The sequence below is a fragment of the Psychromonas sp. KJ10-10 genome (assembly GCF_047323245.1).
GTDB lineage: Bacteria > Pseudomonadota > Gammaproteobacteria > Enterobacterales > Psychromonadaceae > Psychromonas.
Genome location: NZ_CP178826.1, coordinates 2,138,143 through 2,152,876, shown reverse-complemented (window position 1 = coordinate 2,152,876; position 14,734 = coordinate 2,138,143). Strand labels below are relative to the sequence as shown.

The window sequence follows — 14,734 nt, the reverse complement described above, 5'->3', positions numbered from 1 at the left end:
GATTCAGATCAAAGGTTTATAGTATAGTATTAATATACTGCTCTCATTTTCTGAGGAATTCTATGAACGTCGCATTAGTAACATTGCTACGCAAACTGATCTCCGATTCCAATATTCATACTGGCTTTCGTGTATTTGTCGCCATGGTCATCACTTTTATCCCGTTTTTATTGGAAATGACCTTTCCACTTTTTGATCAATCAACACTCAATATTTCAATTTCGCTGTGTTTAGGCGTAATGGGTCGCGCCATTGTAGAAAATGATGATAATCATAAAGGCAGACGAAAATATATGCTGGCGATTCTAGCCTGCTTTTTTACTGCTGCGGCAAGTGTTGAAATACTAATGCCTTATCCCATCATTTTTGCGTTAGGGTTATTATCATCAAGCTTTATTTTCATGATGCTTGGAGCATTAAGCCCCTATTATAGTCGTGTCGGTTTTGGCTCTATTCTTGTGTCTACTTATACCATGTTAGGTTATGAACACGGTATTGGTTGGTACGAACCAGCCACTTTTATTAACAATAGGGGCATTTTGGTACAGTATTTTTTCTATTATCTGGAATTATTACAATCCAAACCGCTCCTTAAGAGAACAACTTGCACAGTTATTCTTTGCTTTAAGCCGTTACAAACGTCAAAAATCGGCTCTGTTTAATGAACAACAGGGTTATAACCAAAAAGCGTTATATGCCATTAGACAACAATTAGCGATTCAAAACATCTCAATAATGGCTCGCCTACAACAATCCAAAAATATCATTAAATCACGGTTTAACGTCTATTCAAGACAAAGTGAATTACAACAACTTAACCATTTTTATGTTATTGCAGAGCAGATACATGAGCGAATTAGTGCCAGTCAGTATCTATATAGTCAATTAGAAAACAGCTTCGGTAAAAGCCAAATTTTAGAAGGTTACCATCAACTCCTATTGCAACTCAGTGAAGACTGTTATCAATTTGGGGTAACGATTAATGACAAGAAACCCTATCAACATTCTCGTCGCTTAACATGGACGGTGAATGCTCTTTCTGATCAACTGGTTTTACTTAAACAACGGGCTGAGTTTGAAGGAGATGATAATGAAGCCGTGCTCGCCTTACAGGCAATCTATGACAATATAAAAGGCATTGATGACTTATTAAAATCTGTCAGCACACAAAGTGAGTTACCAGCTATTGTCATTGATAACGAAAAAGTTGCCAAACCTGATTGGAAAAAATCATTTATCAATGCCCTTTCACCTAATAACAGTACCTTCAAACATGCTCTACGTATTAGTGTGAGTTTACTCGTTGCTTATATTATTCAACAGTATTTTCAACTTGATAAAGGTTTTTGGATCCTTTCAACCGTATTGTTTGTTTGTCAACCTAGCTTTAGTGAAACTCGCAAACGTCTGATGCAGCGTACATTAGGCACACTCGCAGGGGTATTACTCGGATTTCCAGTGCTTTTTTTAGTCGATAATACGTTCATAGAAGTGTTTTTTATGATCCTCAGTGCGTTTTTCTTCTTTAACTATTTACGCACCAACTATGGATTGGCAGTTGTTTTTATTACTTTATTTGTCATGTTTGCTTTCAACTTGCTAACAGGTTCAGGGATCGATATTTTAGCGGAACGTATTATCGAAACCTTGCTCGGTAGTTTATTAAGTGCATTAGCCATTACCTTCATTCTCCCTGATTGGCAATTTCAGCGCTTCCCGGTATTGGTTAAGGACCTTTTATTATTAAGTAATCGTTATTTCAATGTTGTCAGCCAACAATACCAATTCGGACGCAGTGAAAACTTTAATTATCGTGTTACCCGCTTTCAGACTTTTCAAGCCGATGCAAAACTAACCAGTGCCTGGCAGAGCATGCTTTTTGAACCATCATCAAAACAAAAGCTCAATAGTGAAGTGTATGCTTTAGTGAATCGTTGTGATGCGCTCGTTTCTTACATTGCTTGCACTGGCATCTCATCGTCACAAAATGGAAGGTTTCGAAGAAAATACTGCACTGCAGGGATTAATTAAAGCAACCGGTAAACAAATCGCCTTAGCCCATAACCCACAACAGGGTGATGAAGACAATCTTTTTATTGCAATTGAGGAGTTTGAATATTATAAACCCATGCAAACAGGTGAAGCATTATTAATTGTTGAACAGCTACGTTTAATCGCATTTACAGCACTAGATATACAACAGCTTTTACAACAGGTAAACTTCAGCAACGAAAAAGAATGAAGGCAGAAAAAACGTGTTATTTAATGGACAAGAGTACCCAACTGATAGCCAAGGTTATCTATTAGATTCAACCCTTTGGAGCGAAGAGTTAGCCCTAGAAATTGCTAAACTAGAATCCGTCGAGTTAACTGAAGAACATTGGCAAGTGGTATTTTTTGTTCGTGAGTTCTATTTAGAGTTTAATACGTCACCCGCTATTCGTGCACTCGTGAAAGCGATGCAAAAAAATGGGAGCTGATCTCGTGAATAGCCGCTATCTCGCTCGATTATTTCCAAATGGTCCAGCCAAACAAGCAACAAAAATAGCTGGCCTACCAAAACCAGCACGCTGTATTTAGTGCACATTATTATGAAAGGAACAAAGTAATGCCAAAAGCAAGTGATGTTAAAAAAAATAGCGCAATTGAGTATAACAATGGCGTTTATCTGATTAAAGATATTGAACGTTCAGTCCCTCAAGGACGTGCGGGTGGTAGTTTATACCGTATGCGTATGTACAATGTTGTCACTGGTGCTAAAGCAGATGAAACATTCAAAGACAGCGATATGTTAACCATGGCTGACTTAATCCACCGTGATGTCATGTATTCTTATGCTGACGGTGATGAGCGTATCTTTATGGATAATGAAGATTACACGCCATATAACTTTAATATTGAGCAAATTGAAGAAGAATTACTTTTCATTACTGAAGAAACACAAGGCTTACAAGTATTAGTTATCGATGGTCAAGCCGTGGCATTGGAATTACCACAGGCGGTTTCTTTAAAAATTATTGAAACAGACCCATCAATTAAAGGCGCTTCTGCAAGTGCTCGTACTAAACCAGCCACATTAGAAACAGGCTTAGTGGTACAAGTACCTGAATATATTGCTTCAGATGAAGTGATTAAAGTGAACACTACTGAAAAACGTTTCATGAGCCGTGCTTAAGCACACCGCTTAAAATAGGGAGTAATTTTTCTTACTCCCTATTTTTTAGAAACTAAAGCCTGCCAACAAAATAATCAAATTATCATAAAAAAGCAGATATTTATTCCTACCTGTAAAAACAAACATTATCTTCACTGTTATTGATTTTTCAATCTAAAATAATTTTCCTAGAATGTTACTAACATCAATATTTAATAAAAAATATTGGCTACATCAACCAATCAAGTGTTTGAATTAGTGCTTTAACCCGTTACTATCAATCTATCACTTTACTCTGGAGTTCAAAATGGAAATCTTATTCCAATATATTTTAAACATACAATTCTTTATCCTTGTGTTAGTTATTGTAATATTAAAGAAATCAATCATATTTGTGCCACAAAACCGCGCTTTTCTGATTGAACGATTTGGTAAGTATCAATCAACACGCGAAGCAGGATTAAACTTTCTTGTGCCCTTCATTGACCGTATCGGCGCTGATCGTTCTTTAAAGGAACAAGCTGTTGATGTACCAAGTCAAAGTGCCATTACAAGAGACAACATTTCATTAAGTGTTGATGGTGTTTTATTCTTCAGAGTATTAGACCCTTACAAAGCAACCTACGGTGTTGATGATTACGTTTTTGCCGTGACTCAACTTTCTCAAACCACCATGCGTTCAGAACCGGGTAAAATGGAACTGGATAAAACCTTTGAAGAGCGTGATGTATTGAATACCAATATTGTCGCTTCTATTAATGAAGTCGCCGGCCCTTGGGGAATTCAGGTTTTACGTTACGAAATTAAAGATATCGTGCCTCCAACCACTGTTATGGAAGCAATGGAAACACAAATGAAAGCCGAGCGTGTTAAACGTGCACAGATCTTAGAATCTGAAGGTGATCGCCAAGTCGCAATTAACGTTGCAGAAGGTCAAAAACGTTCAGTGGTATTACAAGCAGAAGCCGAAAAAGAAGAACAAGTATTACGTGCCCAAGGTGAAGCAGAAGCGATTATTGCAGTTGCCGATGCACAGGCACAAGCATTAACAAAAGTTGGTGAAGCGGCTAATACCGATGAAGGTCAAAAAGCAGTGCAACTAGACTTAGCAACTAAAGCTATTCAAGCGAAAGTCACGATTGCTAAGGAATCTTCTGTTGTTTTATTACCAGACAATGGCACTGATGCATCATCGATGGTGGCACAGGCAATGACAATCATCACAAGCTTAAATAACAAAGGCTAATTATGGATTATATTGTTTCACATTTTCCACAAACATTAATTGTTATTGGCCTTATATTATTGGCTATCGAAGTCATGGTTTTAGGTTTCTCAACTTTTGTTTTATTTTTTGTCGGTCTTGGCACCATTATCACCGGTGCTTTAATGGCGATGGGATTAATTCCTGAAACCTTATTGATGGCATTATTATCGACTGCAGTGATCTCAAGTTTTATTGCGATATTTGCTTGGAAACCAATGAAGCGTATCCAAAATAAAGTCGAAGTTAAACAAATTGACAATGATATGATCGGACATCAATTTTATTTATCTGAAGAGTTAGCCATAGGTAAAACGATTACTCACCATTATTCAGGTATTACTTGGCAAGTAAAAGCAAAAGAAGCTTTACCTGCTGGCACTGAAGTTAAAATAGTGAAGATGGAAGTCGGGGTATTAACCGTAGAGCAAGTCTAGACCTAATATTAGGGGCTAATTTAATAACAATTACCCCTATTTTCTATCACAGTTTAGCTTCTAACAACCAACAATCCTGTATTGCTACTTCCCCACTTATACTTATTTTAGTAGCCATTGCTTCAGTAAAAATACGTGCAGACATAACAGCTTCACCACCATTGATAAAAATCTCTACTGAAGAAGAATCAGAGAAAATTTGTAATGCGACAGACTCACAGTCTTCAAGTCGTAATTCACGTATACTGTCTCCTTCACGCATTAAGGTTTTTGATCTCATCTAAAAATAATGTACGAGTAGTTTTATCTAAACGAATTTCACAATAACCAGCTTCTGATTCATGTAAGCGCAAAACGCTTCCCAGTACATATTTATATTTAACTCAAATGACTTACTGCCGATATCGAATCTGTGTTGATCCTTTGCAATTAAAATAGTTTGTTGGCGTAACAACTGTAATTCTCGAAGCGGTTTCTGTAGCAATTTGCCATTTTCGAAAGATAATTCTCGACAAGTAGTTAATTGATGCACCCAGCCATTATCGGCACTTGGATGATTTATCTCATCAGGTAATCCCATCCAAGCAATCATTACTCTTCGTCCATCTACAGTTTGTAAAGACTGTGGAGCGTAGAAATCAAAGCCATAATCTAAGTTTTGAAAATCCGACAGTTTTGCTTTGCCTGTATTATCAAGACGAGCTTTAACAATGCCATTATGGTGAGGAATAGTATGATGTTTACTTTCTGACTGAATACCTTGTGGGCCAATCACAATAAAATCTTGATCATTTAAAGTAAAAAAGTCAGGACATTCCCACATATAACCAAAGTCACCTAATTCATCACCGCATAAAGCTAAAAAGTCCCAATCTTTTAAGTCCATTGAACGATAAATAGCTAAACGCCCTACTTCGTCATCTCGCTGAGCACCAAGTAACATTAACCAATGGTCATCATGACGAATGACTTTAGGATCTCGGCAATGAGGTGTGACACCGGGCGGTAATTCAGGTACAACAGGGCCTTCTTTAGTAAAGTTAATACCATCCTTCGAACTTGCAACACACTGTGTAGTATGGCGCTCTCGTTGTTCATCTATGCGTACATTACCCGTGTAAAAGAGCTTCAATTCATCACCTTGACTCAATGCATGCCCAGAAAAAACGCCATGTGAATCAAACCAATCTGAGGGAGTCAAAGCAACAGGTTGCCAATCCCAGTGAATTAAGTTATCGCTGGTTAAATGTGCCCAGTACTTATCTTTATGCTCGCAAGCATAGGGTGACCATTGATAAAAAAGATGATATTTCCCTTGATGATAAATAAAACCATTCGGGTCATTTAATAAGCCCTGAGGCGGAGAAACATGCCAGGTAGGCCTATGCGGGCATGCAACAATTTTTGTATATGGATGTAACTGTTGTGACTGTTGCTCACTGATTAGTTTTCCTATTTCTAACAGCTGGTTTCTTTTAAAGACGTTTTGTCTTCGACAATACTTTTATCAAAAGTAAGTCGCTTTAAGTTCTGATTATATGGCTGAGTCCTGGCCCTATCTAATAATAACGCAACATCTTTAATCTCAATTAGAATGCGAGAATCGGCTTGCAATACACGCAGGACATTTGCAATTCCCCCACACATTTGAATAATAGTTAATAACGACATAAAAAACCTTTTATTGGGCACAACATTGGGAACGTTTGCAATAAAATAGGTTAAATTGTTTCTGTTTGCAATAAAAAGAAATATTTAAATTTAAATAATGTGCTCTATTAACAAGCTTTTACTCAAACACTAACAGGTTTGACGATAAATATTTTCAAATCCCATGACCAATTTACTCACATCTGCCTGTTTATTTTCAATCAATTCCAGCAACATATAGGCGACCTTCTTTCCTGTTAAATCAAAAGCATAATTAAATGTTGATAAACTTGGTGTTGATAAACCTGCAAGTTCATCGTTGCCCACACCGAGGATCTTGATTTCATTCCCGGGTGTACGGTTCGATTCAGTAATAGCTTTCATTGCGCCAATTGCAATTTTATCCGTAGCACAAAACAAACCATCCAATTGTGGCCAATCTTTTAATAATTGTAGTGTCTGAATATAACCAGATTCTATACTGAACTCACCTCGGCTATGAAATAAAGGATCACTTTGCAAAGTTTGTTGTAAACATTGTGCTAAACCTTGATAACGACATTGGTCAACGGCAATATCTTGGCTATTCACACCAATAAAACCGATATTTTTGGCACCAGATTCAATAAGCCTCAGACCCGCACTATAACCGACGCTGATATCATCATAAATGATACTAGGAATATTAAATAATGAGCCATCTTGACCAATTAATACGACCGGCACTTCTGATTGATTAATCGCATCCACCAAGGTTTTATCAAGATGTGTTGCATAAAGTAATATGCCCTCTACTCGCTTTTGATTGAAACGCCTAATATATTCAATTTCTTTATCATTATCTTGGTTACTGTTAGCCAATAAAACATGTTTACCGGCTTCTTCAATAACAGGACTTAATCCATCTAAGCCCCTAGCTGTAGCGTTTGAAGCTATTCGAGGGACAATAACACCTATCAAGTTCGTTTTTTGTGATTTTAAATCTCTTGCCACTTGATTAGCAACATAACCACATTCTTCAATGGCTTTTTGCACTTTTTCTTTAGTGCTTGCTTTTACACCGTACTCATTATTAATCACACGAGAAACGGTTGATTTGGAAACTCCGGATAATTTTGCAACTTCATGCAATCCAGCCATAAATGACGTCCTATATGTATATTGGGAATGTTTGCAATTATTATATCAAGATCTCTGTGATTAGCGGCTAATAATTATAAAGAATGATACATAATAGCGAGACAAAGGAGATCTAAATCACAACTAAATGAGTTATCACTTGATAAAGCTTCTTAAGTAATCAAAAATTCTTTTTGCAAACGTTCCCAATAAATTCAAAAGTAATATTAATACGCACTATTAAATACAATCTTCACTTGGAGGAAGTTATGAATTATCCGAAAGTTGTCGCTCAGCTTATTGAAAAACTTGGCGGTAAAAACAATATTAAAGCTCTAGCGCACTGTGCTACCCGCTTACGTCTTGCGATAGAGGACGAATCATTAATTGATGAGGAAGCAATTGGTGACCTTGAAGGGGTTAAAGGACAATTTAAAGTTGCTGGCCAATATCAAATTATCTTTGGTTCTGGGATCGTCAACCAAGTCTATACTGAAATGGCAAAATTGACTGGTATTGAAGATATGAATACTAGAGATGTTGCTTCAGCAGGAGCTGAAAAACAAAATATTATTCAGCAAGCTGTTAAAGGTTTATCTGATATTTTTGTACCTATTATTCCTGCCATCGTTGCAGGTGGTCTATTAATGGGACTTTTCAACGTATTAGTCGCTCAGGGTTTATTTATTGAAGGTAAATCATTAGTTGATGCAAACCCGGGGCTTGCTGATCTTGCTTCAATGATCAACACCTTTGCTAATGCACCTTTTGTTTATTTACCCATTCTATTAGCATTTTCGGCCAGCAAAAAATTTGGCGGCAATCCTTTCTTAGGCGCGACTTTAGGTATGTTGATGGTTCACCCTGATCTGTTAAATGGTTGGGGATTTGGTGGCGCGAGCAGTAGCAGGTAATATTCCTACTTGGAATATTCTTGGCTTTGAAATTGAAAAAGTGGGTTACCAAGGTTCAGTATTACCGGTATTAGTAGCGACTTATATTCTCGCCAAAGTAGAAAATGGTTTACGTAAATTTATTCCCTCTATACTTGATAACTTGTTAACTCCAGCGCTTGCTATCTTTATTACAGGCGTGATCACCTTTACCATTGTTGGTCCTTTTACCCGCGATATTGGTTTCTTATTAGGTGATGGTCTTAACTGGTTATATGATTCAGCTGGTTTTATTGGTGGTGCACTGTTTGGTTTTATCTATGCTCCTTTTGTTATAACGGGTATGCATCACAGCTTTATCGCCATTGAAATCCAATTATTGGCAGATATTGCTATAACAGGTGGAACATTTATTTTCCCAATTGCGACCATGTCTAATATTGCACAGGGTGGCGCGACACTAGCTGTTGGTTTCTCTACAAAAGACGCTAAACTAAAAGGAATTGCGATGCCATCAGGCGTAACTGCTTTGCTCGGTATCACAGAACCTGCATTGGTTCGGAGTTAACTTAAAACTTCGCTACCCGTTTGTTCATTGCTATCGTGGCAGTCGCCGTATCAAGTGCATTCATAACCTTATTTAATGTTAAAGCAAGTGCATTAGGCGGTCGCGGGTTTACCTGGTATTATTTCAATTAGAAACGGTGATGTCACACCATACATTATTGGTATGATTGTTTCTTTTGCATTGGCGTTTGCATTAACCTTAGTACTTGGAGCTCGCAATAAAAAGAAAGCTAAATCAGTTGCAAATGTTTCACAGCAAGCCACAGCTTAATAAACTAAAATAATAGCAACGAACAAACCAGTATTGAGTCTTTAATACTGGTTTATTTGCTTAATGTAGAAGGAAGATTTTTATGAATAAAGTATGGGTGACAGGTGATGCTGTGGTTGATCTTATTCCTGAAGGTGAAAACTGTTATTTAAAATGCCCAGGTGGAGCGCCTGCAAATGTCGCGGTTGCCGTGTCTCGTTTAGGTGGTGAAAGTGGATTTTTTGGTCGTGTTGGCCAAGATCCACTGGGGCGTTTTATCAAACAAGTATTAACAGATGAAGGCGTTGATACCCAAAAGATGCATCTTGATGACATGCAACGTACCTCGACGGTCATTGTTGATTTAGATGAACATGGCGAGCGAAGCTTTACCTTTATGGTAAAACCAAGTGCAGATCAATTTTTACAAGAAACGGATATACCCGTTTTTACTGCAAACCAGTGGTTACATGTTTGTTCAATTGCACTAGCTAACGAACCAAGTCGAAGTAACACCCTACTTGCTATGCAACAAATCAAACAGCTAGGTGGCTTCGTGAGTTTCGATCCTAATTTACGCCATGAAGTATGGCCTGATCAAAATGAAATTAAAGCTATCGTTTTACAAGCTGTTGCATTAGCTGACGTGGTCAAATTTTCTGATGATGAACTACTTTATTTAACCGAAACAGATAACTTAGATGATGGTTTAAAAGCTATCAAACAATATGCTAATAAGTTAGTTTTGATCACTCAAGGAGCTAAAGGTGCATTAGTTATCACACAGGGTAAACAGCAACTAATAACAGGTAAAGCGATAAAACCTGTTGATACAACAGGAGCGGGAGATGCTTTTGTAGGTGGTTTGCTTGCTTATCTTGCACAAAGTGCGAAGTGGGAAAACATCGAATATATTTTCCAAGCAGTGCGTTGGGCAAATAGCTGTGGCGCATTAGCTACATCGCAAAAAGGGGCAATGACAGCCCTACCTAACAAAAATGAACTCAGTCAATATTTATCAAATTTATAAATCTTGAAAATAGGGAGCAAATTGTTCCCTATTTCCTACTATTTTGTCATCATACTTTGTGTGCCAAGTGACAACCTGCTATGGTAGCGTTTTTCAAATTTATACTATTCAGGAGTTCAATTTTGAGCCAACAATCTTTCTCATCACTTTCCTTAAACAGTGACCTTTTAAGCAATCTTGAATCGCTCGGTTACCATGAAATGACTGAGATCCAAGCACAAAGCTTACCAGTTATTTTGGATGGGAAAGACATTATCGCTCAGGGTAAAACAGGCTCTGGTAAAACCGCGACTTTTGGTTTAGGTTTATTGCAGAAACTCGATGTAAAACGCTTTCGAGTTCAAACACTGATCCTTTGTCCTACGCGCGAACTTGCTGATCAAGTCGGTAAAGAAATCCGTCGTCTTGCACGCAGTATTCATAATATAAAAGTATTAACACTTTGTGGTGGTATGCCCTTTGGCCCACAAATTGGCTCTCTTGAACATGGTGCTCATATTATTGTTGGTACGCCAGGACGCATTGAAGATCACCTTCGTAAAGGTACATTAAATTTAGATAATGTCGAAACACTAGTACTTGATGAAGCTGATAGAATGTTAGATATGGGCTTTCAAGATGCCATTGATAACATCATCGAGCAAGCACCTAAAGAACGTCAAACTTTACTTTTCAGTGCCACCTTCCCTGAGCAGATTGAATCAATTGCAGGTCGTATTTTAACAAACCCGGTTACCATCAAAGTTGAATCGACACACGATGATCAAATGATTAACCAATACTTTTATAAAGTATCTAATCATGAAGATCGTATGTTGGCATTACGTTTATTACTTTTACATTATCAACCAGAGTCCTCGGTGGTATTCTGTAATACCAAACGTGAAGTGCAGGAAGTGAATGATGAATTAGTCAATCGAGGGTTTGGTTCTATTGCTTTACACGGCGATTTAGAACAAAAAGACCGCGACCAAGCTTTAATTCGATTTGCTAATAAAAGTGCTACTATTTTAGTCGCAACTGATGTAGCGACTCGTGGATTAGATATTGATAACCTAAGTGCTGTGTTTAACTTTCATATTGCCCATGACCAAGAAGTACATGTTCACCGTATTGGCCGAACAGGACGTGCCGGTAATAAAGGTTTAGCTTTCTCTTTTTATAATCAAAAAGATGCTAACCGTATCATTGCTCTTGAAGATTACTTAGACCGCACTATTTCTGAAGATGCTTTACCTTCTGAATCGGTTTTAGACATGCTTCCGCCACAATCAACCATGATCACAATACGTATCGAAGGTGGTAAAAAGCAAAAAATTCGCCCAGGTGATATCGTCGGCGCATTAACCGCAGACAGTGGCATTACTTTTGAACAAATAGGTAAAATTCAAGTATCAGCGAATTGGTCTTATATTGCCGTTCAACGTGAAGTGATTAAAGTTGCTTTCAAAAAACTCAGCGAAGGTAAACTAAAAGGCCGTAAATTCCGTGTAATGGTTGTGCGTGGGTAAATTTTAGTTATCAGTTTCAGTCAGTTTATTCAGAGAATAAGCTGGCTTTCTATCCCATTTCCTCTTTCATAGTGCTTAAAAAACACCTTCAATACAACGAAAAAACGTAACATTCAAACTACAACTTGTAACATAAAGTAACAATAAAGCCCCACCTTGTAAGTAAAAGTAACTTATTTTTAAACATGACTTTGCTACCATTCTTTTTACTTTTACAGATATATACTCCTGCCATCTGAACAAGATCATTCATTAAAAACTATATGTGGAGAACATTATGAATATATTTGGAAATTTACAAAAAGTTGGGAAGTCTTTAATGCTTCCTGTATCTGTACTACCAATCGCGGGTATTTTACTCGGTGTCGGTGCGACTAAATTTAGCATCCTACCTGATGTTGTTTCTTTATTAATGGAACAAGCAGGTGGTGCTGTATTTGGTAACATGGCATTACTCTTTGCAATTGGTGTTGCACTTGGTTTTACTAAAAATGATGGTGTTGCTGGTCTTGCGGTATGCTGTTGGTTACTTCATTATGATGAAAACAATTGAAGTATTAGCACCGGGTGCAAATACTGGTGTATTAGGTGGTATCGTTGCCGGTGGTATTGCGGCGACTATGTTTAATCGCTTCTATACAATTAGCTTACCTGACTATTTAGGTTTCTTTGCCGGTAAACGTGCTGTGCCAATCATGACTGGTTTTGTTGCCATTCTGATGGGCGCTGTACTTGCTGTTGTTTGGCCACCAATTGGTGCTGGCATCGCAGGTTTCTCTCACTGGGTCGCTAACCAAAACCCAACTGTAGCATTTGGTATCTACGGGGTTGTTGAACGTTCATTAATTCCATTTGGTTTACACCATATCTGGAACGTACCTTTCTTCTTTGAAGCGGGTTCATGTGTTAATCTTGCTGGTGAGCAATTAAACGGTGTTTTAACTTGTTACCTTTCTGCTGATGAAGCAAGTCGTCTTGCAGGTAATGGTTTTGGCCAATTAGCCGGTGGTTACATGTTCAAAATGTTTGGTTTACCTGTTGCGGCTATCGCGATTGCACATTCAGCTAAACCAGAAAACCGTGCAAAAGTAATGGGTATCATGGTATCTGCTTTGCCTTAACATCATTCTTAACAGGTATTACTGAACCAATCGAGTTTGCTTTCTTATTCGTAGCACCTGCTCTTTATGCGGTACATGCTTTACTTGCGGGTTCTGCATTTGTAATGACAAACCTACTTGGAATGGTACACGGAACTTCATTCTCACACGGTTTAATCGATTTCTTAGTACTTTCTGCTAACGCACAAAAAATGATCATGTTTGTGATTATGGGTCTTGTTTACGGCGCAATTTACTACACTGTATTCCGTGTAATGATTAAAGCACTTAACCTTAAAACACCAGGTCGTGAAGATGAAGAAGCAAAAGAAACTGTTAAATTAAACAACGAAGAAATGTCTCTTCGCTTTAGTTGTCGCATTTGGTGGCAAAACAAACATCGAAAATCTAGATGCTTGTATTACACGTCTTCGTATCTCTGTTAATGAGATCGAAAAAGTTGACCAAGCTGAACTAAAACGCATTGGTGCTTGCTGGTGTGGTTGTTTCTGGTAACGGTGTTCAAGCTATCTTTGGAACAAAATCAGACAACTTAAAAACAGATATGGAAGCTTACCTAGCTAAATAATATCTTCTGTTAAAATATTAATTATCGAAAGTCGAAATAGTGTTAATGCTATTTCGACTTTTTTATTATAATACTTTAACCATTCCAAAACCTTTCACAACATTTGTCACTATTTCATTCCCTCTATCTATCTGTAATAGCCATCATAATAATTAACCGTTCTATTTTACTGGTTAAAATTATCGTAAATTGAACAAGTACTTATACCTCAAAGCAAAACTGTTTTACTGCGCAAAATTAATCTCACATATTCAGCACAATCGGTGCTATTAAAAATAATTTATTGATCTAATCATCTGGTTCTCAATATAAAAAAGGTATAGTTTAACCGCCAAGAAAAGCGGTTAAATAACCAGTTAATAGGGAGTCTTAAGTGAATATATTTGGGAATTTACAAAAAGTTGGAAAGTCTTTAATGCTTCCAGTATCTGTATTACCAATCGCGGGCATTTTACTCGGTGTCGGTGCGGCCAAATTTAGCATCTTACCTGATGTTGTTTCTTTATTAATGGAACAAGCAGGTGGAGCAGTATTTGGTAACATGGCTTTACTATTTGCAATTGGTGTTGCACTTGGTTTTACTAAAAATGATGGTGTTGCTGGTCTTGCTGCTTGCTGTTGGTTACTTCATTATGATGAAAACAATTGAAGTATTAGCACCCGGTGCAAATACAGGTATCTTAGGCGGTATCGTTGCCGGTGGTATTGCAGTACGCTATGTTTAATCGCTTCTATACTATTAACTTACCTGATTATTTAGGTTTCTTTGCCGGTAAACGTGCTGTACCAATCATGACTGGTTTTGTTGCTATTCTTATGGGCGCTGTACTTGCTGTTGTTTGGCCTCCAATTGGTGCTGGCATCGCATCTTTCTCTCACTGGGCGACTAACCAAAACCCAACTGTAGCATTTGCTATCTACGGCGTTGTTGAACGTTCATTAATTCCATTTGGTTTACACCATATCTGGAACGTACCTTTCTTCTTTGAAGCGGGTTCATGTGTTAATCGTTGCTGGTGAGCAATTAAACGGTGTTTTAACTTGTTACCTTTCTGCTGATGAAGCAAGTCGTCTTGCAGGTAATGGTTTTGGCCAATTAGCCGGTGGTTACATGTTCAAAATGTTTGGTTTACCTGCATGTTGCTATCGCAATTGCACATTCTGCTAAAC

Annotated in this window: 19 protein-coding genes and 3 pseudogenes; 18 read left to right on the top strand and 4 right to left on the bottom strand. The window is 37.7% G+C overall.

Annotated features, from left to right (window positions below):
• The first annotated feature begins 62 nt into the window (after positions 1-62).
• The 7 genes and pseudogenes from ACLKMH_RS12510 (at position 63) to ACLKMH_RS12480 (ending at position 4,855) form a co-directional block, all read left to right on the top strand.
• A complete protein-coding gene (locus tag ACLKMH_RS12510) occupies positions 63-662 on the top strand; it encodes an FUSC family membrane protein (protein ID WP_413698479.1) in 600 nt (199 codons plus the stop codon).
• Complete coding sequence (locus tag ACLKMH_RS12505; RefSeq protein WP_413702335.1) at positions 550-2,031, top strand: FUSC family membrane protein; 1,482 nt, start codon at positions 550-552, stop codon at positions 2,029-2,031. Before ACLKMH_RS12510 ends, ACLKMH_RS12505 begins: the two co-directional genes overlap by 113 nt.
• Positions 1,988-2,242, top strand: a complete 255-nt coding sequence (locus ACLKMH_RS12500; RefSeq protein ID WP_413698478.1) for a hypothetical protein — start codon at positions 1,988-1,990, stop codon at positions 2,240-2,242. Before ACLKMH_RS12505 ends, ACLKMH_RS12500 begins: the two co-directional genes overlap by 44 nt.
• A gap of 13 nt (positions 2,243-2,255) precedes the next feature.
• A pseudogene (locus ACLKMH_RS12495) lies at positions 2,256-2,580 on the top strand (TusE/DsrC/DsvC family sulfur relay protein).
• 28 nt (positions 2,581-2,608) lie between these two features.
• Complete coding sequence (gene yeiP / locus ACLKMH_RS12490; protein ID WP_413702219.1) at positions 2,609-3,175, top strand: elongation factor P-like protein YeiP; 567 nt, start codon at positions 2,609-2,611, stop codon at positions 3,173-3,175.
• Positions 3,176-3,461: 286 nt separating this feature from the next.
• Positions 3,462-4,400, top strand: a complete 939-nt coding sequence (locus ACLKMH_RS12485; protein ID WP_413702218.1) for an SPFH domain-containing protein — start codon at positions 3,462-3,464, stop codon at positions 4,398-4,400.
• Between the two features lie 2 nt (positions 4,401-4,402).
• Positions 4,403-4,855: an NfeD family protein gene (locus ACLKMH_RS12480; RefSeq protein ID WP_413702217.1), complete on the top strand. Its 453-nt coding sequence runs from the start codon at positions 4,403-4,405 to the stop codon at positions 4,853-4,855.
• Between the two features lie 46 nt (positions 4,856-4,901).
• On the opposite strand, the gene ACLKMH_RS12475 is transcribed toward ACLKMH_RS12480, so the two are convergent.
• The 4 genes from ACLKMH_RS12475 to ACLKMH_RS12460 form a co-directional block, all read right to left on the bottom strand.
• The gene (locus tag ACLKMH_RS12475; RefSeq protein WP_413702216.1) at positions 4,902-5,135 is read right to left on the bottom strand and encodes a GH32 C-terminal domain-containing protein; all 234 of its coding nucleotides are present in this window, start codon (positions 5,133-5,135) and stop codon (positions 4,902-4,904) included.
• Positions 5,136-5,162: 27 nt separating this feature from the next.
• A complete protein-coding gene (locus tag ACLKMH_RS12470) occupies positions 5,163-6,257 on the bottom strand; it encodes a glycoside hydrolase family 32 protein (protein ID WP_413702334.1) in 1,095 nt (364 codons plus the stop codon).
• 56 nt (positions 6,258-6,313) lie between these two features.
• Positions 6,314-6,526 carry a hypothetical protein gene (locus ACLKMH_RS12465; protein ID WP_413702215.1) on the bottom strand — a complete coding sequence of 71 codons (213 nt, stop codon included), beginning with the start codon at positions 6,524-6,526 and terminating at the stop codon, positions 6,314-6,316.
• A 129-nt stretch (positions 6,527-6,655) separates the two neighbouring features.
• Positions 6,656-7,645 (bottom strand): LacI family DNA-binding transcriptional regulator, encoded by a 990-nt coding sequence (locus ACLKMH_RS12460; protein ID WP_413702214.1) that lies wholly within the window; start codon positions 7,643-7,645, stop codon positions 6,656-6,658.
• A 248-nt stretch (positions 7,646-7,893) separates the two neighbouring features.
• Between ACLKMH_RS12460 and ACLKMH_RS12455 the strand changes: the two genes are divergently transcribed.
• The 11 genes and pseudogenes from ACLKMH_RS12455 to ACLKMH_RS12405 all read left to right on the top strand — a co-directional run bounded on the left by ACLKMH_RS12455 (position 7,894) and on the right by ACLKMH_RS12405 (position 14,732).
• The gene (locus ACLKMH_RS12455; RefSeq protein WP_413702213.1) at positions 7,894-8,538 is read left to right on the top strand and encodes a glucose PTS transporter subunit EIIB; all 645 of its coding nucleotides are present in this window, start codon (positions 7,894-7,896) and stop codon (positions 8,536-8,538) included.
• Positions 8,516-9,085 (top strand): PTS transporter subunit EIIC, encoded by a 570-nt coding sequence (locus tag ACLKMH_RS12450; protein WP_413702212.1) that lies wholly within the window; start codon positions 8,516-8,518, stop codon positions 9,083-9,085. The genes ACLKMH_RS12455 and ACLKMH_RS12450 overlap by 23 nt, the downstream gene beginning before the upstream one ends.
• Positions 9,086-9,437: 352 nt before the next feature.
• Positions 9,438-10,364, top strand: a complete 927-nt coding sequence (locus ACLKMH_RS12445; protein WP_413702211.1) for an aminoimidazole riboside kinase — start codon at positions 9,438-9,440, stop codon at positions 10,362-10,364.
• An 80-nt stretch (positions 10,365-10,444) separates the two neighbouring features.
• Positions 10,445-11,875, top strand: a complete 1,431-nt coding sequence (gene dbpA, locus ACLKMH_RS12440) for an ATP-dependent RNA helicase DbpA (RefSeq protein ID WP_413702210.1) — start codon at positions 10,445-10,447, stop codon at positions 11,873-11,875.
• A 277-nt stretch (positions 11,876-12,152) separates the two neighbouring features.
• Positions 12,153-12,996 (top strand): annotated as a pseudogene (locus ACLKMH_RS12435) (PTS transporter subunit EIIC).
• Positions 12,981-13,043 (top strand): annotated as a pseudogene (locus tag ACLKMH_RS12430) (hypothetical protein); the annotation flags it as partial. The pseudogenes ACLKMH_RS12435 and ACLKMH_RS12430, both read left to right, overlap by 16 nt.
• 57 nt (positions 13,044-13,100) lie before the next feature.
• Complete coding sequence (locus tag ACLKMH_RS12425) at positions 13,101-13,421, top strand: hypothetical protein (protein ID WP_413702209.1); 321 nt, start codon at positions 13,101-13,103, stop codon at positions 13,419-13,421.
• Entirely contained in the window at positions 13,375-13,491 is a 117-nt protein-coding gene (locus ACLKMH_RS12420; RefSeq protein ID WP_413702333.1) for a PTS transporter subunit EIIB, read from the top strand. The genes ACLKMH_RS12425 and ACLKMH_RS12420 overlap by 47 nt, the downstream gene beginning before the upstream one ends.
• A gap of 446 nt (positions 13,492-13,937) precedes the next feature.
• The gene (locus ACLKMH_RS12415; RefSeq protein WP_413702208.1) at positions 13,938-14,213 is read left to right on the top strand and encodes a PTS transporter subunit EIIC; all 276 of its coding nucleotides are present in this window, start codon (positions 13,938-13,940) and stop codon (positions 14,211-14,213) included.
• A gap of 50 nt (positions 14,214-14,263) precedes the next feature.
• Positions 14,264-14,584, top strand: a complete 321-nt coding sequence (locus tag ACLKMH_RS12410) for a PTS transporter subunit EIIC (RefSeq protein WP_413702332.1) — start codon at positions 14,264-14,266, stop codon at positions 14,582-14,584.
• The gene (locus ACLKMH_RS12405) at positions 14,565-14,732 is read left to right on the top strand and encodes a hypothetical protein (protein ID WP_413702207.1); all 168 of its coding nucleotides are present in this window, start codon (positions 14,565-14,567) and stop codon (positions 14,730-14,732) included. Before ACLKMH_RS12410 ends, ACLKMH_RS12405 begins: the two co-directional genes overlap by 20 nt.
• Positions 14,733-14,734: the final 2 nt, after the last annotated feature.